Here is an 18646-nt window from a genome sequence, read left to right as displayed (position 1 = left end):
ATCAGACTCCAGCGGGCGCGGGGGCGTCGGACAGGTCGGCGGGCGAGGCCAGGTGGCCCAGGACGGCGGTCGCGGCCGCGACCTGCGGGGACACCAGGTGGGTGCGGCCGCCCTTGCCCTGCCGGCCCTCGAAGTTGCGGTTGGAGGTGGAGGCGGAGCGCTCCCCCGGGGCCAGCTGGTCGGGGTTCATGCCGAGGCACATCGAGCAGCCGGCGTGCCGCCATTCGGCACCGGCCTCCTTGAAGACGACGTCCAGGCCCTCGGAGACGGCCTGCAGCCCGACGCGCGCGGAGCCCGGGACGACCAGCATCCGTACGCCGTCGGCGACTTTGCGGCCCCGCACGACGTCCGCGGCGGCGCGCAGGTCCTCGATGCGGCCGTTGGTGCAGGAGCCTACGAAGACCGTGTCCACGTCGATGGAGCGCAGCGGCTGCCCGGCCTCCAACCCCATGTACTCCAGGGCCTTTTCGGCGGCGAGGCGCTCCGAGGCGTCTTCGTACGAAGCCGGGTCGGGGACGGACGCCGAAAGCGGCGCGCCCTGGCCGGGGTTGGTGCCCCAGGTGACGAACGGGGACAGCTCGGCGGCGTCGATGACGACCTCGGCGTCGAAGACGGCGTCCTCGTCGGTCCGCAGGGTCTTCCAGTACGCGACCGCCGCGTCCCAGTCGGCGCCCTCGGGGGCGTGCGGACGGCCCTGGAGGTACGCGAAGGTCGTCTCGTCCGGGGCGATCATGCCCGCGCGGGCGCCGGCCTCGATCGACATGTTGCAGATGGTCATCCGGGCCTCCATCGAGAGCTTCTCGATGGCGGAGCCGCGGTACTCCAGGACGTAGCCCTGGCCGCCGCCGGTGCCGATCTTCGCGATGATCGCCAGGATCAGGTCCTTGGCGGTGACGCCCTCGGGCAGCTCGCCCTCGACGGTGATCGCCATGGTCTTCGGGCGGGCCATCGGCAGCGTCTGGGTGGCCAGCACGTGCTCCACCTGGGAGGTGCCGATGCCGAACGCCAGCGCGCCGAAGGCGCCGTGCGTGGAGGTGTGGGAGTCACCGCAGACCACGGTGGTGCCCGGCTGGGTCAGACCCAGCTGGGGACCGACCACGTGCACGACGCCCTGCTCGACGTCGCCCAGCGGGTGCAGCCGGACGCCGAACTCGGCGCAGTTCTTGCGCAGCGTCTCCAGCTGGGCCCGGGAGACCGGGTCGGCGATGGGCTTGTCGATGTCGATGGTCGGGGTGTTGTGGTCCTCGGTCGCGATGGTGAGGTCGAGGCGCCGCACCTGCCGGCCGCTCTTGCGCAGCCCGTCGAAGGCCTGCGGGCTGGTCACCTCGTGCAGCAGGTGCAGATCGATGTAGAGGAGGTCGGGCTCGCCCTCGGCGCGCCGGACGACGTGGTCGTCCCAGACCTTCTCCGCGAGTGTCCTACCCATCGCTTTCCCTCCGGCCGGCAAACGTCCACCGGCCCAACTAGAGATCTTGAGGATGCGGCGACCGCCCGTCTGCCGGGCCCCATGAAGTGGTGATTCCGGGCGTCCACCGCCGGGCCCGATGGTCCGCGGGCCGCTGTGTGATTCCAGAGTGGCGCGTTCCATGGAAAATTGAACTTGCGTTTCACAGAGTGAGACGCGAGTATCGTTTCATGGACAACAGTAGCGGCGTCGGCGTTCTGGACAAGGCGGCCCTCGTCCTGAGCGCTCTGGAGTCCGGTCCGGCCACCCTCGCGGGTCTGGTCGGCGCGACCGGACTGGCACGACCCACGGCCCACCGCCTGGCCGTGGCCCTGGAACACCACCGCATGGTGGCACGAGACATGCAGGGCCGGTTCATCCTCGGCCCGCGCCTGGCGGAGCTGGCCGCGGCGGCCGGCGAGGACCGCCTGCTGGCCACCGCTGGCCCGGTGCTGACCCACCTGCGCGACGTCACCGGCGAGAGCGCGCAGCTCTACCGCCGCCAGGGCGACATGCGGATCTGCGTCGCCGCGGCGGAGCGCCTGTCCGGTCTGCGGGACACGGTCCCGGTCGGCTCCACGCTCACGATGAAGGCCGGTTCGTCGGCGCAGATCCTGATGGCCTGGGAGGAGCCCGAGCGGCTGCACCGCGGCCTGCAGGGCGCCCGCTTCACGGCGACGGCCCTGTCGGGCGTCCGGCGCCGGGGCTGGGCCCAGTCCATCGGCGAGCGCGAGCCGGGCGTGGCCTCCGTCTCCGCGCCCGTGCGCGGCCCGTCGAACCGCGTGGTGGCGGCCGTGTCGGTCTCCGGCCCCATCGAGCGCCTGTCCCGCCACCCGGGCCGTATGCACGCCCAGGCGGTCATCGACGCGGCGGCCCGCCTCTCGGAGGCCCTGCGCCGCTCCGGCTGACCGACCCCTTCGGCACTCCCCCGCTCCACCACCGCCACCAGTAAGGGCCGGCCTCAACGCCGCGGCAGGACCTTCCGGCAGGACGGGGGACGAGAGACGGGAGACGAGCGGGACGCCCAGCGACGGCGACCCGTCTCAGGCAGACCCGGCGCCGCTCCGGCTGGCCGGCCTCTCCAGCCCGACCCCGCCACCGCCACCAGTAAGGGCCGGCCTCAACGCCGCGGCAGGACGGGGGACGAACGCGGGACGGCGCTCGACGACGGCCCATAGGCAAGGCCCTCCCGGCAGGACGGGAGACGAGCGGGACGCCCAGCGACGACGAGCCGTCACAGGCAGGCCCCGCGCCGCTCCGGCCGGCCCGGCCCCTCGGGCACCACCACCGCCACCGCCAGCAACAGGAACCGGCTCCTACGCCGCGGCAAGGCCCTTCCGGCAGGACGCGGGGCGCGCGGGAGCCGGTTCGGCGACGTCCGCACTCAGGGGAGTCGTACGAGGCCCGTCGAACGGCGTCGTAGTGGCCGTCCCGGTCTGCGGCCCCGTCGAGTCTCTGTCCCGCCACCCGGGCCGCTTGCGCGCCCAGGCGGTCATCGGTGCGGCGGCCCGCCTCCCGCGGGCCCCGCGCCGCTCAGGCTGACCGCTCCCCACCGCAGTGGCACCGCCACCGGCATCGGATGGGGCCGGCCCCGGCCGAGCCGGACGCCGCTCGGCGGCAGTCCGCGCTCAGGAGATGGCCAGCCGGTCGGCGGCGCGGTTCCCGCGGCGGGCGACCGGCGCCACCCCCGTGGCCGCGGCCAGGCCGTACGCGGGCATGTTCAGGTAGATCGACTCGTGGGACCCGGCGGGCACGACGTACGTCTCGTGCCAGAAGCCCACCTTCCCCCTGCCCTCGCGCAGCCGCCGGTTGAACGCGGCCCAGGCCGGGCGGTGACTGCGGTCCGGCGCGGAGGCGTAGGCGAGCAGCTTCTCCTTCGACTCCCAGTACTGCACCAGGTACGCCTCGCGCAGCCCGGCGCGCAGGGCCTTGTACCCCAGCAGCCCGCTGTCCCGGTCCTGCGCGAGTTCGGCGATCATCGGGCCCATGGCCCTGGCGACCGGCAGCCAACTGCGCACCGCCCAGAAGCTGTTGATACGCATCCCGACGAGGAAGACGACGATCCCCTCCTCGTGCTCGGCGGTCATGCGCCCCTCGATCGACTCGGCACCCATGGCTCCCCGGTCCCGTCCTCGTCCGACTCGTCCGACTGATTGGATAGCCGCACTATCCATAGTTGGATAGTGCCACTCTCCTACACTGGGCGCAAGAGGACGCAACGAGGAAAGAGGGTGCGGGGCGGGATGCGACTGGCGGAGCTGAGCGCGCGCAGCGGAGTGTCCACGGCGACGATCAAGTACTACCTGCGCGAGGGGCTGTTGCACCCCGGCCGCCGGGTCACGGCCACCCAGGCCGAGTACGACGAGGAGCACCTGCGGCGACTGCGGCTGGTGCGGGCGATGATCCAGGTGGGGCGGATCCCGGTGAACTCGGCCCGGGAGGTGCTCGCCGCCCTGGGGGACGACGAACTGGGTCCCGGCGAGCGGCTGGGAACGGCCGTGTGGGCCCTGCCGCACGGTCCGGCACCGGACGAGGCCGACCCCGCCACCGAGTCGGCCCGGCACACCGCCGACGCGCTGCTGGACCGGATGGGCTGGGCCCGCGACAAGGCGGAGAGGACGGAGCGCGGACCGGCGTACGGCATGCTCGTGACCGCGATCGTCACGCTGACCCGCCTCGGTTATCCCTGCGCCGTCGACGACTTGGCGCCGTACGCCCGTGCCGTGGAGCAGATCGCGGTCAGCGACCTGGACGTGGTGGAGCGGTACGCCACACCGGACGAGCAGGTGGAGGCCGCGGTGGCACTGACCGTGCTCTACGAGCCGGTGCTGCTCAGCCTGCGCCGGCTGGCGGAGGCGGAGGAGTCGATCCGCCGGTTCGGCGGGGCGTGACGGGACGGGGCGCCGGTACACGGTGAAGGGCCCCTCCCGAGGAAGGGGCCCTTCACCGTACGTACCCCCGACCGGATTCGAACCGGCGCTACCGCCTTGAGAGGGCGGCGTGCTAGGCCGCTACACAACGGGGGCCTGGACACTGCGTTTCCGCAGGTCCGAGCTGGTCTACCTGGACTCGAACCAAGACTAACTGAACCAGAATCAGTCGTGCTGCCAATTACACCATAGACCAATGATGGTTTAGACCAGTCAGTACCCCCGACCGGATTCGAACCGGCGCTACCGCCTTGAGAGGGCGGCGTGCTAGGCCGCTACACAACGGGGGCCCTAGCGATCCCGACAGGATCAGGATCAGTACCCCCGACCGGATTCGAACCGGCGCTACTGCCTTGAGAGGGCAGCGTGCTAGGCCGCTACACAACGGGGGCTCGCGGATGTGATCCGCGGGTGCAGATAAGCTCTGCGAGCTGGCCTACCTGGACTCGAACCAAGACTAACTGAACCAGAATCAGTCGTGCTGCCAATTACACCATAGGCCACTGGAACGCAAGCCCCTGGGGGGTTCTTGTTCTAGCTGTGCGCCTCGGGTTTCCGGCCTTTCGGCCCGCTCCCCGGCGGCGCAGGAAGAACATTACCCGAAGGTGGACGGGGCTCCAAAACGAGTATCGGCGCCGAGGAGCCGGGGGAGTTCGGAGAGGGAGGCGATGCGGTGCGGGCCGGCGGGCGGATCGAGGGTCGCGTACGCGCCGCCGCGGTCGATCCACACCGACAGCAGCCCGGCGTCGGCCGCGCCCCGCCCGTCGATCTCCGGGTGGTCCCCGATGTACGCCACCTCGTGCGGGGCCAGCGCGAGGGCCTCGCAGGCGGCCAGGAAGGCGCCGGGCTCCGGCTTGGAGACGCCCAGCTCGGCGGCGCAGAGGATGACCTCGAAGCGGTCGTGCACGCCGAGCGTCCGCAGCTTGCGGTCCTGGACGGTCAGGCTGGAGTTGGACAGCACCGCGTGCCGGTGGCTGGCGGCCAGCGCGTCGAGGACCGGCAGGACGTCCGGGAAGAGGGACCAGGCGGCCTCGTAGTGCGTCACGTACCGCTGGAACCAGTCGTCGGCCTCGGCGTCCGTCAGCCCCGGCCGGTCCAGGAAGACCCGGGTGCGGTCGCGCCGCTGTGTGACGAAGTCGACCTCGCCGGCCGCGAAGCGGGCCCACTGCCGGTCGGTGATCTCCCGCCAGCGCGCCAGGGCCTCCTCCGGCGACCCGTACCCGGCGAGCAGCCCCTCGGCCACCAGATGCGCGCGCATGCCCTCGCGGTCGGCGGTGGTGTAGTCGAAGAGGGTGTCGTCCACGTCCCAGACCACTGCTCTGATCCCCATGCCCCCGACGGTACCGCCGAACCGAAGCGGCAGGGGCGGCACCCGGAGTCCCGGGTGCCGCCCCTGCCGTGTGCGCCGGTTACGCGCTCAGCCTGGCCAGCGCCGCGTCGATGCGGGCCAGCGTCTTCTCCCGGCCGAGGACCTCGAGGGACTCGAAGAGCGGCAGGCCGACCGTGCGGCCGGTGACGGCCACGCGGACCGGGGCCTGGGCCTTGCCGAGCTTGAGGCCGTGGGCCTCGCCGGCGGCCAGGACGGCCTCCTTCAGGGACTCGGCGGAGGTCCAGTCGGCCGCTTCCAGCTTCTCCCTCGCCGTGCGGAGCAGGGCGTCGGAGCCCTCCTTCATCGCCTTCGTCCAGGACGCCTCGTCGAAGACCGGCTCGGCCAGGAACAGGAAGTCGACGTTGTCGGTGATCTCGGAGAGGACCTTGAGGCGGGTCTGCGCGTGCGGGGCGATCGCCTGCCACTTCGCCTCGTCGAAGTCCTCCGGTGCCCACGGGGCGGCCGGGGCCTTCAGCCACGGGCGGCAGCGCTCGGTGAAGTCCTTCACCTCGAGCATGCGGATGTGGTCGGCGTTGATCGCCTCGCACTTCTTCAGGTCGAAGCGCGCCGGGTTGGGGTTCACGTCCGCGACGTCGAAGGCGGCGACCATCTCCTCGATCGAGAAGATGTCCTGGTCCGCGGAGAGCGACCAGCCCAGCAGGGACAGGTAGTTGAGCAGGCCCTCGGGCAGGAAGCCCCGCTCGCGGTACAGGTTCAGCGAGGACTGCGGGTCGCGCTTGGAGAGCTTCTTGTTGCCCTCGCCCATGACGTACGGCAGGTGGCCGAAGGCCGGGATCTGCCGGGCGACGCCGAGTTCGATCAGCGCCTTGTACAGCGCGATCTGGCGCGGGGTGGAGGAGAGCAGGTCCTCGCCGCGCAGGACGTGGGTGATCTCCATCAGCGCGTCGTCGACCGGGTTGACCAGCGTGTACAGCGGGGCGCCGTTCGCGCGGACGATGCCGTAGTCCGGCACGTTCTCCGGGAGGTACGTGATCTCGCCGCGCACCAGGTCGGTGAAGGTGATCGTCTCGTCGGGCATCCGGAAGCGGACGATCGGGGTGCGGCCCTGGGCCTCGTACTCCTCCACCTGCGCGGCGCTCAGGTCGCGGCAGTGGCCGTCGTAGCCGGACGGCTGGCCGGCGGCGCGGGCGGCCTCGCGGCGGGTGTCCAGCTCCTCCTGGGAGCAGTAGCAGTGGTAGGCGTGGCCCGCGTCGAGGAGCTTCCGGGCGACGTCCTGGTAGAGGTCCATGCGCTGCGACTGGCGGTACGGCGCGTGCGGGCCGCCGACCTCGGGGCCCTCGTCCCAGTCGAAGCCGAGCCAGCGCATCGCGTCGAGGAGCTGCTGGTACGACTCCTCGGAGTCGCGGGCCGCGTCGGTGTCCTCGATGCGGAAGACCAGGGTGCCCTGGTGGTGCCGGGCGAACGCCCAGTTGAACAGGGCGGTGCGGACCAGGCCCACGTGGGGGTTACCGGTGGGCGAGGGGCAGAAACGGACGCGTACGGGTGAGCCGGGTGCGCTAGCCACGCTTGACAACCTTGTTGGTGAGAGTGCCGATGCCTTCGATGGTGACGGCGACCTCGTCGCCGACGTGGAGGGGGCCGACCCCCGCGGGGGTGCCGGTGAGGATGACGTCGCCGGGCAGCAGCGTCATGGCCTCGGAGATGTTGACGACCAGGTCCTCGATGGGGTGGATCATCTCGCTGGTGCGGCCCAGCTGACGCTGTTCGCCGTTGACGGTGAGCTGGACGGTGAGGTCGTTCGCCCGGTCGAGGTCCAGGTCGGTCTCCACCCAGGGGCCGAGCGGGCAGGAGGTGTCGAAGCCCTTGGCCCGGGCCCACTGCTTCTCGCGCTTCTGCACGTCGCGGGCGGTGACGTCGTTGGCACAGGTGTAGCCGAAGATCACGTCCTTGACGCGCTCGCGCGGGACCTCGCGGCACAGCCGGCCGATGACGACGGCCAGCTCGGCCTCGTGGTGCAGTTCCTCGGAGAAGGGCGGGTACTGGATCTCGTCGCCGGTCCCGATCACCGAGGTGGAGGGCTTGAAGAAGGCGAACGGGGCGTCGGGCACCTCGTTGCCCAGCTCGCGCGCGTGCTCGGCGTAGTTGCGGCCGAAGGCCACGACCTTGTTGGGGAGCACCGGCGGGAGGAGCCTGACCTTGCTCAGCGGCACCTTGGTACCGGACAGCTCGTAGTCCGCGAACGGGATGCCCTTGATGATGTCGAGGACGAGTTCGTCCTGCTTGTCGCCCTCGACCGCGCCGAAGGCTACGTTCCCGTCGATGGAGAACCTGGCGATGCGCACGGGATCCTGCGCCCCTCAACTAGAACCGGCTTACTGACGCCCCAGGTTAGCCGGTCGGGCCGCCCGGCGTTCGGGCGGCGGCGCGTGGCGGCCGGGTAATTCCGGTCCGGAAACCCGCGCGCCGCAATTCCGAATTCCTCCCGCGGTCACGTCGGGCGCCTCGTGATCTCCGGCCGGAACCACTGTCGTCACGGCCGGAATCGAACCCTGGAAATCCTCCTCGGAAAAACACGGCTTTGCATCGCGCGGGTCTTCTTCTGCAACAGCGGACGCCTCCGGCCTCCTCACCGCATTCCGTGGCAGTGAACCGTCCTGACCTCCAGGGGCGCGAGGGGCAGCGACCGCCCCACGGCCGCGCCGCGCGGCGGCGCACAGATCGCGGCGTGCGGCTACAGCGACGCCGAGCACGACACCGTCGAGGCCGCGCGGCAGACACCGGCCCGCGACCGCATGAAGCGTTTCGGTCTTTCCCGCGCACTCGCCGGGAAATCCGCCCCCGGCGCGAGTCCGGACCGCCGGAATGGGATGTCGGACCGGTACGGCCCCGGGGAAGGGAAAGACACAGTTCCGGGGAAAGCCCGCGCCGGAAGTGGGCTGCCCGGGTCCGGCCGTCCGGAAGCTCGCCGGGCCGTACGAGTATCCGGCGGGCGTCTCGGCGGCGAGCGGTATCTCGCCGGAAAGCTTCCGGAACTCGCTGCGGGAGAAGCGGACCGCGCCGGCGGGCATGGCGTGCGAGAAGCGGCTCACCTTCGCGGCCGAGGGCGCAGGCCGCGATACGGCGGAGGATGATCGCCCGGCACGGCACGGTGCCGCCTGCACGCGCGCAAAGTGAGCGCGGCCCGGAAGATCCTCGCGGGTGCGTGATCTTCCGGGCCGCGCTCCTCGGCTGTGGTGCCCGCCCGGCTGCGGCTCCGGCCCTGCTACGCGTCGGCCGGGGCCCCGGCGGCGACCGGAACCTCCATCAGGACGGTGCGGCGGGGGTTGGCCGTCTGGGCGGGAAGCTCGACGCCGTGCTCCGGCAGCTCGGGCGCCTGCAGTTCCTCGGCGTCCTCGAGGTGCGCCAGGGTCGTGCGCCGCGGGTTGGCTATCGTGCGGAACATCATCGTCGTCTTCACGGTTGTCAGTCCTGTGAGTTCGGGTCCGGTGGGGTTGGCAGTGTCGCCCATTCCGTAAAGCGTCAGGCTAAACATCCGATTCCCCGCCACAGTCGCGAACTCCCCATGATCCTCGTGTGAGTTTGCTCACGAACCGGGGGACAAAGCGGTCAATGTGGGCCGACAACCCTCGGCAGGGAAACGGACATTGACTCCCTGAAGCTGCCATTCCGCTCCTGATCATGCCGACTGGGACAGTCGGCACCGAGCGGCGACTCACAGCCCTATGCCCGTTTTCCACCGAATCACCCTGCACCAGCGGTGACCCGTGATTCACGGTGCGTCACGTAGGTCACAGCTCGGGGTACGGCCCTTGTTGGAGATCCTGCACTGTGCTGGAATTCCACGGACCGCCGCGGGATCGAGCCGGCGCGCAGGGGGCGCAACGCAGCGCCGAGTGGCGGCGAGAGGGGGAGCCAGCGCCGGTCACTCAAGACCACCCGGGGGGCGTATTCAGGGCGCTCTCCAAGACGCCGACACCGTGTCCCTCCGTGCGAACGGAGGGGCGCCTGGTCCAGAGGTTGCGACGCTAGTGCAGGGACGTTTCAAGAGGGATGGCAGCGCTTCGGCGGAGCCGGAGGCGCACGGCGGGACCGACCGCGGTTCCTCGCCCCAGCACGCCCAGAACCCGGGCCAGGCCCCGTCCGGGGACGGCGGTGAGCGCCCCGGGCGCCTCGGCACGTCCTCCTCGGCGGGCGCCGCGAAGGCCCCGGACCCGGTGCCGGCGGTGAAGCCCGCCAAGGGTGCCGGCGGCCCCGGCTCGCGCATGGCGATGCGCAACTGGCGCATCTCCACGCGCCTGGTGTCGCTGCTGGCGCTTCCGGTGGTCGCGGCGACCTCGCTGGGCGCGCTGCGCATCGACCAGAACATCACCGACATCCAGCAGCTCGACAACATGAAGCTGCTGACGGACATGACCAAGCAGGCCACGGAACTGGCCCAGGCGCTGCAGGACGAGCGCGACCAGTCCGCCGGTCCGCTCTCCCACGGTCTGCAGCCGAGCGACTACACGGTCAAGGGCTACCAGGACAAGACCGACCGGGCCCGCGAGAACTTCCTGAACGCGTCCGAGCAGATCGACGCGGCGAGCAAGAGCGGCCAGCTCCAGGGTGTCCGCGACACCCTGGTGAGCCTCGCCAACCAGCTCGACGACCTCGCCCGGATCCGCAAGGACGCCTACAAGTCGAAGAACAACTCGACGCAGACGGTCGAGGCGTACCACCGCCTGATCACCCAGCTGATCGACCTCTCCCAGTCCATGGCCGAGGCGTCCAGCAACCCGGAGATGATCTCGCGCACCCGTGCCCTGGCGGCCTTCTCCACCGCCAAGGAGTACGCCTCGGTGCAGCGCGCCGTCATCGCCGCGGCACTGACCTCCAGCAACACCACCAAGGGTCACCTCTCCCGGAACGACCAGCTCTACGGCGAGTCGGCGTACCAGAGCGAGAACTCCCAGATCTCGATCTTCCGGAAGATCTACAGCAGCGAGAACCCGGACGCGCTGCTGAAGCCGATCGAGGACGGCAACGCGATCATCCAGTCCGCGGACCTGTACGCCAAGCGGGTCCTGGAGTCCCCGAGCGGTCTGGACAGCCTGCCGGCCCGCTCGTACCGGGACTGGCTGGACGACAGCTCCACCAAGATCCAGCAGATGAAGAACGTCGAGCGCTCGCTGCTCGAGGACATGGAGCAGAAGGCCCGCGAGCTGAAGGCGTCCTCCGAGCAGGACGCGATCATCTCCGGTGCGCTGATCCTGCTGGTGCTCGGCATCTCCCTGGTCGGCGCCTTCGTGGTGGCCCGCTCCATGATCCGCTCGCTGCGCCGCCTGCAGGAGACCGCCACCAAGGTCGCCCAGGACCGTCTGCCCGAGCTGGTCAAGCAGCTGTCGGAGTCCGACCCGCAGGACGTGGACACGTCCGTGGAGTCGGTCGGTGTGCACTCCCGGGACGAGATCGGCCAGGTGGCCGCGGCCTTCGACGACGTGCACCGCGAGGCGGTCCGCCTCGCCGCCGAGCAGGCCCTGCTGCGGGGCAACGTCAACGCGATGTTCACCAACCTCTCGCGCCGCTCCCAGGGCCTGATCCAGCGTCAGCTGTCGCTGATCTCCGAACTGGAGTCCCGCGAGGCCGACCCGGACCAGCTGTCGTCGCTGTTCAAGCTGGACCACCTCGCCACCCGTATGCGCCGTAACGGCGAGAACCTCCTCGTCCTCGCGGGCGAGGAGCCCGGCCGCCGCTGGACCCGCCCCGTGCCGCTGGTCGACGTGCTCCGCGCCGCCGCGTCCGAGGTGGAGCAGTACGAGCGCATCGAGCTGGCCGCCGTGCCGACGACCGAGGTCGCCGGCCGCGTCGTCAACGACCTCGTGCACCTGCTCGCCGAGCTGCTCGAGAACGCCACCTCGTTCTCCTCCCCGCAGACCAAGGTCAAGGTCACCGGTCACGCGCTGCCCGACGGCCGCGTGCTGATCGAGATCCACGACACCGGCATCGGCCTCTCCCCCGAGGACCTCGCGGCGATCAACGAACGGCTCGCCTCGCCGCCCACCGTGGACGTCTCCGTCTCCCGCCGCATGGGTCTGTTCGTGGTCGGCCGGCTATCGCAGCGCCACGGCATCCGCATCCAGCTGCGCCCCTCCGACTCCGGTGGTACGACCGCGCTGGTCATGCTGCCCGTCGACGTCGCGCAGGGCGGCAAGAAGCCCGCTCCGGGCAAGCCCGGCGCCCCCGCGCCGACCGGTGGTCCGGCCGCCGCGCAGGCCGCGGCCGGTGCCGCGGCCGCCCGCCGCGCGGCCGGCAACGGCGGCCAGGGCGGCGCCCTCGGCGGTGCCCCCGCCGGCGGCGGACTCCTCGGTGCCGGTCCGGGCCCGCGCGGCCAGGTCGGCTCCGGTCAGGGTCCCCGGGCCGCGCTGCCCGGTTCGGGCCCCGGCGCCCGTCCCGGTGCGCCGGGCGGAGCACGCGGACCGCAGGGACCGGGTGCGCCGCAGCAGGGCGGCCGGCCGGGAGCTGCGGCGGGTGCCGGTGCGGGCGGCTTCGGCGGCCCCTCCCAGGCGCCGGGTGCCCCGCAGGGCCTGCAGGCCGCGAACCCCGGCGGACCGCAGCAGCAGGACGCCTTCGGCGGTCGCGGTGCGGCGGCGCCGCGCGGCGCCGCCGCCGGCCCCGACCAGGGCCGTCAGCCGCAACTGCCGCCGCGGGGCGGTCCGCGGGCCGAGCTGCCCGGCGCCAACCCGCCCGCGCGCACCCCGGACTGGAACGACGGCGCCCCGCTCTCACGTGCCTCGCTGGACACCCCGCGCGGCCACGACGAGCAGGACCCGGCGCACACCTCGCGCATGCCGCGCATCGACGACCGGCAGGGCCCGGGCGCGACCGCGGAGATGCCCCGCATCGACGACCGGCAGGGTCCGTCCGCCACGGGCGAGTTCCCGCGCCCGGACTTCGGAACGGCCGGCGGCTCCACGGGCCAGTTCCCGCGCCCGAACGTGCAGCCGCAGCAGCCGGGCCAGTTCGGTCAGCAGGGCGGCACGGATCCGTTCGTCCGCTCCGACGTGTTCGGCACGCCGGCGCCCGGGCAGCAGGACCCGCAGAGCACGGGCCAGTTCGCGGCCCCGCAGGCCTACGACAACGGCTACGGCGGCGGCTTCGACGGCAGCTCCACCGGGCGGCACGCGCTGCCCGGCCGCCCGGGCCAGGGCCCGGCGGACACCGGCCGGTTCGAGGGTCCCCAGCCGGGCGGCCGCGCCGACTTCGGCGCCCCGCGCCCGCAGGCCCCCGCGCCGCAGGCCCCGCAGCAGCGTCCGGTCCGGCAGCAGCCGGACAACGGACGCGGACCGGGTGACGGCTGGGCACTTCCGCCGGCCAGCGGTCCGGGCGACGGCCGCACCCCGCTGTACGACACGCTGGAGACCAACTGGTTCCACGGCGGACAGCAGGGCGGGCAGCAGGAGGCGGCACCAGCCGCGGTTCCGGCCCAGGCTCCGCAGCAGCAGGCCCCCGCGGGCCCGCACCATTCCTCCACCACCGGCTCCTGGCGCACCTCGCCGAACGACGAACTCGTCCGGCAGGCGGAGCGCGTCCGGCAGCCCGCGGCCGGCGGTGTCACCACCTCCGGCCTGCCGCGGCGGGTGCCCCGGGCGAACCTCGTCCCGGGCACGGCGCAGCAGCAACAGCACCAGAGCGGTCCGCAGGTCTCCCGTGCGCCTGACGACGTACGCGGCCGGCTGACCAATCTCCGTCGGGGCATCGCTCAGGGCCGTCAGGCCGGCGGCGGCCAGACCGGCAGCTTCCCGAGCCCCACTCACCAGCAGGAGCGTTAGTTGAGTCCGATGAGCCAGGCGGCACAGAACCTGAACTGGTTGATCACCAACTTCGTGGACAACACCCCGGGGGTGTCCCACACGGTGGTGGTCTCTGCCGACGGCCTTCTGCTGGCGATGTCCGAAGGCTTCCCGCGCGACCGCGCCGACCAGCTCGCGGCCGTCGCCTCCGGTCTGACCTCGCTGACGGCCGGGGCGTCCCGGATCTTCGAGGGCGGCAACGTGGCGCAGACGGTCGTCGAGATGGAGCGCGGCTTCCTCTTCCTGATGTCGGTCTCGGACGGGTCGTCCCTCGCCGTCCTGGCCCACCCGGAGTGCGACATCGGTCTCGTCGGCTACGAGATGACACTGCTCGTCGACCGCGCAGGGGCGGTTCTCACCCCGGACCTGCGTGCCGAACTCCAAGGCAGTCTGCTCCACTGACCGGCCCCGGCACCACCCAGCTCACGAAAACACCGTCCGGCCGCCACAATCCCCCCACGGCCCCGTCAGACGGCACGACTCATCGACATGCTGTCCCGCCCGGAGGATTCATGACCCCGCCCACCGCCTCTCATGATCCGTACGCGGAGCCGTACGGGGACGAGGGCGACCAGCCGCTGGTACGTCCGTACGCGATGACCGGTGGCCGGACCCGGCCGCGCTACCAGCTCGCCATCGAGGCGCTGATCAGCACCACGGCCGACCCGGCAGCGCTGATGGGACTGCTCCCGGAACACCAGCGCATCTGCCACCTGTGCCGGGAGGTCAAGTCGGTCGCGGAGGTCTCCGCGCTGCTGGCCATGCCGCTCGGTGTGGCCCGGATCCTGGTCGCCGACCTCGCCGAGGCCGGCCTGGTCGCCATCCACCAGCCGGGTGGCGACGAGAACAACGGCGGCGCTCCGGACGTGACGCTGCTCGAAAGGGTGCTCAGTGGACTTCGCAAGCTCTGACGGGAGCCGGGCCACCACCTCCGCGAAGATCGTGGTGGCGGGCGGCTTCGGCGTGGGCAAGACGACGTTCGTCGGCGCCGTCTCGGAGATCAACCCGCTGCGCACGGAGGCCGTCATGACGTCCGCCTCCGCGGGCATCGACGACCTCACCCACACCGGGGACAAGACCACCACCACGGTGGCGATGGACTTCGGCCGTATCACGCTGGACCAGGACCTGATCCTGTACCTGTTCGGCACGCCGGGCCAGGACCGCTTCTGGTTCATGTGGGACGACCTGGTCCGCGGCGCGATCGGCGCGGTGGTGCTCGTGGACACCCGGCGTCTGGCCGACTGCTTCCCGGCCGTGGACTACTTCGAGAACAGCGGCCTGCCGTTCGTCATCGCCCTCAACGGCTTCGACGGCCAGCAGCCGTACACCCCCGACGAGGTCCGCGAGGCGCTGCAGATCGGCCCCGACACCCCGATCATCACGACCGACGCCCGCCACCGCGCGGACGCCAAGTCGGCGCTGATCACGCTGGTCGAGCACGCCCTGATGGCGCGTCTGCGGTAGCACGCGAACACGACGTGCGCTACGGCAGTTGTCGTAAACGGAACGGAGCCGGCTGTGGCCTTTGACACGGTCGGCTCCGCTGTTCATAACAGTTCGGCAGAGGAATCGCCGAAGTCCGCCACGCGACGCGGTCGGGCGGTGTCGCTGCGCGCACGATCGCCCCGTCTTTTGGCGGGGCTCGCTCTTTATGACCGTTTTATCTGGGGCTCACGAGGGGCTGCTCTCCCGGCTTCCACTGTTTGGAAGTGCACACGGCCCCGTGCTGGAATGCCTGAACTGCCCAATAGTCAAAGACGTACTCCCAAGTGGTCTGTGGCGAACCGGGCTCTGAGAGACTGCGGCACGACGTAGGTGCCGACCGCCGAGAGGTTGTTGGTCGAGTGAGGCGAAGCAAGAACGGTCCCGAGCCGTCGGCGCGGGGCAACTTCACCCCGCCGCCGCGCGCTGCGGCGCCCACCCCCGTGACCGGCGCGGAGCCCGCGGTCGCACCCGCGAAGAGCGGCGGCCGCTTCTCGCCGCGCAACTGGCGCGTGCCGACCCGGCTGAACGCGATCCTGCTCATACCCGTGGCGGTCGGCCTCGTCATGGGCGGCTTCCAGGTGAAGAACTCGATCGACACCTGGCAGCAGGCCCGGGACGCGGAGAACACCGCCCGCCTGGTACAGGCCGCCCTCGGCTACGCCGACGCCCTCGAGAACGAGCGTGACGTCACCGCGGCCCCTATCCTGCTGGGGAAGAACAAGCAGGTCGTCATCGACGCCCGCAAGCAGACGGACCTCGCCGCCGACGCGTTCGACCGCGCCGCGCAGAGCATGCCGGACAAGGCGGGCCTGAAGCGCCGGCTGACCGGGTTCCGCAAGGTCGAGCCCCGGTTGCAGACCCTGCGCCAGGTCGCCTACACCGACAAGACCACGGGCGTACAGACCGAAGAGGGCTACGTCGAGGTGGCCCACCCCCTGATGGAGTTCGCCAACGAACTCGGTCTGGGCACCGGCAACATCACCTCCTACGGCCGCACCGTCTACGCCATGTCGCTCACCAAGGCGGCGCTGTCCCTGGAGCGCTCGATCGGCATGCACATGCTGGTCAAGCCCGGCCCGGACGCCCCGAACCTGGCGACCCAGCGGGTCTCCCTGTCCGCCTACGCCTACCTGGAGCGCATCGCTCTGGAGGAGTACCTCGGCGGTGGCACCGAGGAGGACGCGCAGAACCTCGACGCCGTCAAGCAGCAGATCAAGACGCAGGGCGCCGCGCTGGTCACGCAGGCCAAGCAGCAGGACCCGAAGTACGTCGCGCCGCCGGCGAAGCCGGAGACGATGGTCACGATGCTGGCCGGGCTGAAGGACACCGACCCGCTCACCCGCCAGGCGCTCGCCGCCAAGGGCATCACCGCCGACAACTGGTGGACGGTCAACAGCCTGAAGTACAAGGGCTACCGCCAGCTGGAGTCGAACCTCGCCGACAAGGCGGTGAGCGAGGCCTCCGGTATCGCCGACGACGCCAAGACCTCCGCGATCATCACGGGTGCGATCGTCGTGGTCGCCCTGCTGCTCGCGTTCATCCTGGCCGGCACCGTGGCCCGGCAGATGAGCCGCTCGATGCGCCAGCTGCGCAACGCCGCCTTCGGCATCGCCGAACAGCGCCTGCCGATGCTGGTCGACCAGCTGTCCCGGACCGACCCGGGCCGCGTCGACACCCGGGTGGCGCCCATCCCGATCACCTCGACGGACGAGATCGGCGAGGTCGCCCGGGCCTTCGACCAGGTCCACCGCGAGGCCGTCCGGCTCGCCGCCGAGCAGGCCCTGCTGCGGGGCAACATCAACGCGATCTTCACCAACCTGTCGCGCCGCAACCAGTCGCTGATCGAGGGCCAGCTGACCCTGATCACCGACCTGGAGAACAACGAGGCCGACCCGGACCAGCTGGAGAACCTCTTCAAGCTGGACCACCTCGCGACCCGTATGCGCCGCAACGGCGAGAACCTGCTGGTCCTCGCGGGCGAGGAGCCCGGCCGCCGCTGGGACCAGCCGGTCCCGCTGGTCGACGTGCTGCGCGCCGCCTCCTCCGAGGTGGAGCAGTACGAGCGCATCGAGCTGTCCGGCGTACCGGAGGCCGACATCCACGGCCGCGCGGTCACCGACCTCGTGCACCTGCTGGCCGAGCTGCTGGAGAACGCCACCACGTTCTCCTCGCCGCAGACGAAGGTCCGGGTCACCGCGACCCGTCTGCCGGACGGCCGCGTGATGATCGAGATCCACGACAAGGGCATCGGCCTGACCGCCGAGGACTTCGCGGACATCAACCACAAGCTGGCCAACCCGCCGACCGTGGACGCCGCGATCTCCCAGCGCATGGGCCTGTTCGTGGTCGGCCGGCTGTCCGACCGGCACGGCATCCGGGTCCAGCTGCGCCCCTCGGGCGAGCAGGCCGGTACGACCTCCCTGGTCATGCTGCCGGACGCGATCACGCACGGCGGTGGCGGCGAGGCGCCGCTGGACCGCGAGGAGTTCACGGTCTCGCAGATCATCCCGGAGCAGCAGTTCCCGGGCGAGAGCTTCCAGCACCAGCAGCCGCCGCTGCGCACCGCCGCCGAGCTGGGCTTCGACGACAGCCGTTACGCGGACGTCCCCGACGACATCCGCGAGCTCGACCCGGTCGGCCGCTCGCTGCTGCGCGAGGAGCGCCGCGCGGCCCTGGAGTCGCAGTCGCACGGCCAGCCGGAGCAGCCCCGGCAGGAGAGCCCCGAGCAGGCCTACGCCGACGAGTTCGACGCCCGGCAGGCGGCCTACGACGGCAGCGGTACGGGCTACACCGAGCAGCAGGCGTACCAGGAGCAGCCGCAGCAGGCGTACCCGGAGCAGCAGTACCAGGAGCAGCCCCGGCAGGCGTACCAGGAGCAGTCGTACGAGAAGCCGTACGACGAGCAGTTCTACGCGCCGAGCGAGGGCCTGCCCCGGAACGACGGCTTCTCCGCCGGCGGCGGCTACCCGGAGCCGGCCCAGGAGGAGCACGCCTCCGCGGCGGCCGACGCCTTCGGTTCCTACGAGGGCGGGTCCTACCAGGACGACTGGCCCCGGCAGAACGGCTACCAGAACGGCTATCCGGCCCAGTACGCTCCGGAAGCGGAGTCGGCGCAGGCCGCTGACGCGAGTGAGCGGGACCACGTAGGCTTCGACAGTCCGGAACCGACCCCTCCGGCCGGCCACGCGCTGACCGACGCCGGGCTGCCCCGCCGGGGATCCGCGAACGGGTCCAGCGGCGCCGGCGGCGCGAACGGCACGGCGCACGTGCGGCAGGAAGCGCCGGCTCCCGCCACCGGGGACTCCCCGGGGGTGAACGGCGACAGCGACTGGCGTTCGGCGAACGACGAGCGCTGGCAGCAGGCGGCGCAGCTCCGCAAGCCCAAGGCAGGCGGGGTCACCGCCTCCGGCCTGCCGCGGCGGGTACCCAAGGCCAATCTGGTCGAGGGCGCCGCCGAGACCACCCCGCAGGGAGGCCCACAGGTCTCCCGCGCCCCGGAGGACGTCCGGGGCCGACTGAGCAACCTGCGCCGAGGCGTCCAGCGCGGACGCAGCGCAGGCGGCAGTGAAACGAACGGCCAGGGCTTCGGTCCTGACAGCACCTACAACCAGGAGCGTTAGTGTGA

Annotated in this window: 13 protein-coding genes, 5 tRNA genes and 1 pseudogene; 8 read left to right on the top strand and 11 right to left on the bottom strand. The window is 71.6% G+C overall.

Features of this window, described 5'->3' with window-relative positions:
* Position 1 precedes the first annotated feature (1 nt).
* A complete protein-coding gene (gene leuC, locus AQJ66_RS23275; RefSeq protein WP_061925669.1) occupies positions 2 to 1426 on the bottom strand; it encodes a 3-isopropylmalate dehydratase large subunit in 1425 nt (474 codons plus the stop codon).
* Between the two features lie 209 nt (positions 1427 to 1635).
* Between leuC and ndgR the strand changes: the two genes are divergently transcribed.
* Together ndgR and AQJ66_RS40990 are read left to right on the top strand one after the other, a co-directional pair.
* Entirely contained in the window at positions 1636 to 2352 is a 717-nt protein-coding gene (gene ndgR, locus AQJ66_RS23270; protein WP_061925666.1) for an IclR family transcriptional regulator NdgR, read from the top strand.
* Between the two features lie 484 nt (positions 2353 to 2836).
* Positions 2837 to 2986, top strand: a pseudogene (locus tag AQJ66_RS40990) (IclR family transcriptional regulator); the annotation flags it as partial.
* Between the two features lie 86 nt (positions 2987 to 3072).
* Here the strand turns inward: AQJ66_RS40990 and AQJ66_RS23265 are convergent.
* Positions 3073 to 3558 carry a DUF4188 domain-containing protein gene (locus AQJ66_RS23265; RefSeq protein ID WP_208611435.1) on the bottom strand — a complete coding sequence of 162 codons (486 nt, stop codon included), beginning with the start codon at positions 3556 to 3558 and terminating at the stop codon, positions 3073 to 3075.
* A gap of 129 nt (positions 3559 to 3687) precedes the next feature.
* Between AQJ66_RS23265 and AQJ66_RS23260 the strand changes: the two genes are divergently transcribed.
* On the top strand, positions 3688 to 4335 hold the full coding sequence (locus AQJ66_RS23260) for a MerR family transcriptional regulator (RefSeq protein ID WP_061925663.1): 648 nt from the start codon (positions 3688 to 3690) through the stop codon (positions 4333 to 4335).
* A 62-nt stretch (positions 4336 to 4397) separates the two neighbouring features.
* On the opposite strand, the gene AQJ66_RS23255 is transcribed toward AQJ66_RS23260, so the two are convergent.
* The 9 genes from AQJ66_RS23255 to AQJ66_RS23210 form a co-directional block, all read right to left on the bottom strand.
* Positions 4398 to 4470 (bottom strand) — tRNA-Glu (locus AQJ66_RS23255).
* A 28-nt stretch (positions 4471 to 4498) separates the two neighbouring features.
* A tRNA-Gln gene (locus AQJ66_RS23250) sits at positions 4499 to 4570 on the bottom strand.
* Positions 4571 to 4591: 21 nt separating this feature from the next.
* Positions 4592 to 4664: transfer RNA gene (locus AQJ66_RS23245), tRNA-Glu, on the bottom strand.
* Between the two features lie 29 nt (positions 4665 to 4693).
* A tRNA-Glu gene (locus tag AQJ66_RS23240) sits at positions 4694 to 4766 on the bottom strand.
* Positions 4767 to 4805: 39 nt separating this feature from the next.
* A tRNA-Gln gene (locus tag AQJ66_RS23235) sits at positions 4806 to 4877 on the bottom strand.
* 92 nt (positions 4878 to 4969) lie between these two features.
* Positions 4970 to 5704: an HAD family hydrolase gene (locus AQJ66_RS23230; RefSeq protein ID WP_061925975.1), complete on the bottom strand. Its 735-nt coding sequence runs from the start codon at positions 5702 to 5704 to the stop codon at positions 4970 to 4972.
* A gap of 79 nt (positions 5705 to 5783) precedes the next feature.
* On the bottom strand, positions 5784 to 7268 hold the full coding sequence (gene gltX, locus AQJ66_RS23225; protein ID WP_079060370.1) for a glutamate--tRNA ligase: 1485 nt from the start codon (positions 7266 to 7268) through the stop codon (positions 5784 to 5786).
* Complete coding sequence (locus AQJ66_RS23220; RefSeq protein WP_061925657.1) at positions 7261 to 8046, bottom strand: fumarylacetoacetate hydrolase family protein; 786 nt, start codon at positions 8044 to 8046, stop codon at positions 7261 to 7263. The genes gltX and AQJ66_RS23220 overlap by 8 nt, the downstream gene beginning before the upstream one ends.
* A 920-nt stretch (positions 8047 to 8966) precedes the next feature.
* Complete coding sequence (locus tag AQJ66_RS23210) at positions 8967 to 9161, bottom strand: hypothetical protein (protein WP_061925652.1); 195 nt, start codon at positions 9159 to 9161, stop codon at positions 8967 to 8969.
* Between the two features lie 571 nt (positions 9162 to 9732).
* Between AQJ66_RS23210 and AQJ66_RS23205 the strand changes: the two genes are divergently transcribed.
* The 5 genes from AQJ66_RS23205 to AQJ66_RS23185 all read left to right on the top strand — a co-directional run bounded on the left by AQJ66_RS23205 (position 9733) and on the right by AQJ66_RS23185 (position 18641).
* Positions 9733 to 13512 (top strand): sensor histidine kinase, encoded by a 3780-nt coding sequence (locus AQJ66_RS23205; RefSeq protein WP_107119023.1) that lies wholly within the window; start codon positions 9733 to 9735, stop codon positions 13510 to 13512.
* Between the two features lie 9 nt (positions 13513 to 13521).
* Positions 13522 to 13935, top strand: coding sequence for a roadblock/LC7 domain-containing protein (locus AQJ66_RS23200; protein ID WP_061925649.1), 414 nt, complete (start codon positions 13522 to 13524; stop codon positions 13933 to 13935).
* Positions 13936 to 14045: 110 nt separating this feature from the next.
* The gene (locus AQJ66_RS23195) at positions 14046 to 14444 is read left to right on the top strand and encodes a DUF742 domain-containing protein (protein ID WP_019058642.1); all 399 of its coding nucleotides are present in this window, start codon (positions 14046 to 14048) and stop codon (positions 14442 to 14444) included.
* Positions 14425 to 15000 carry a GTP-binding protein gene (locus AQJ66_RS23190; RefSeq protein WP_061925646.1) on the top strand — a complete coding sequence of 192 codons (576 nt, stop codon included), beginning with the start codon at positions 14425 to 14427 and terminating at the stop codon, positions 14998 to 15000. Before AQJ66_RS23195 ends, AQJ66_RS23190 begins: the two co-directional genes overlap by 20 nt.
* A 380-nt stretch (positions 15001 to 15380) precedes the next feature.
* Positions 15381 to 18641, top strand: a complete 3261-nt coding sequence (locus AQJ66_RS23185) for a sensor histidine kinase (protein WP_208611434.1) — start codon at positions 15381 to 15383, stop codon at positions 18639 to 18641.
* The last annotated feature ends 5 nt before the right edge of the window (positions 18642 to 18646 follow it).

The sequence above is a fragment of the Streptomyces bungoensis genome (assembly GCF_001514215.1).
Classification (GTDB): domain Bacteria; phylum Actinomycetota; class Actinomycetes; order Streptomycetales; family Streptomycetaceae; genus Streptomyces; species Streptomyces bungoensis.
This window is presented reverse-complemented; position numbering and strand designations above follow the sequence as displayed.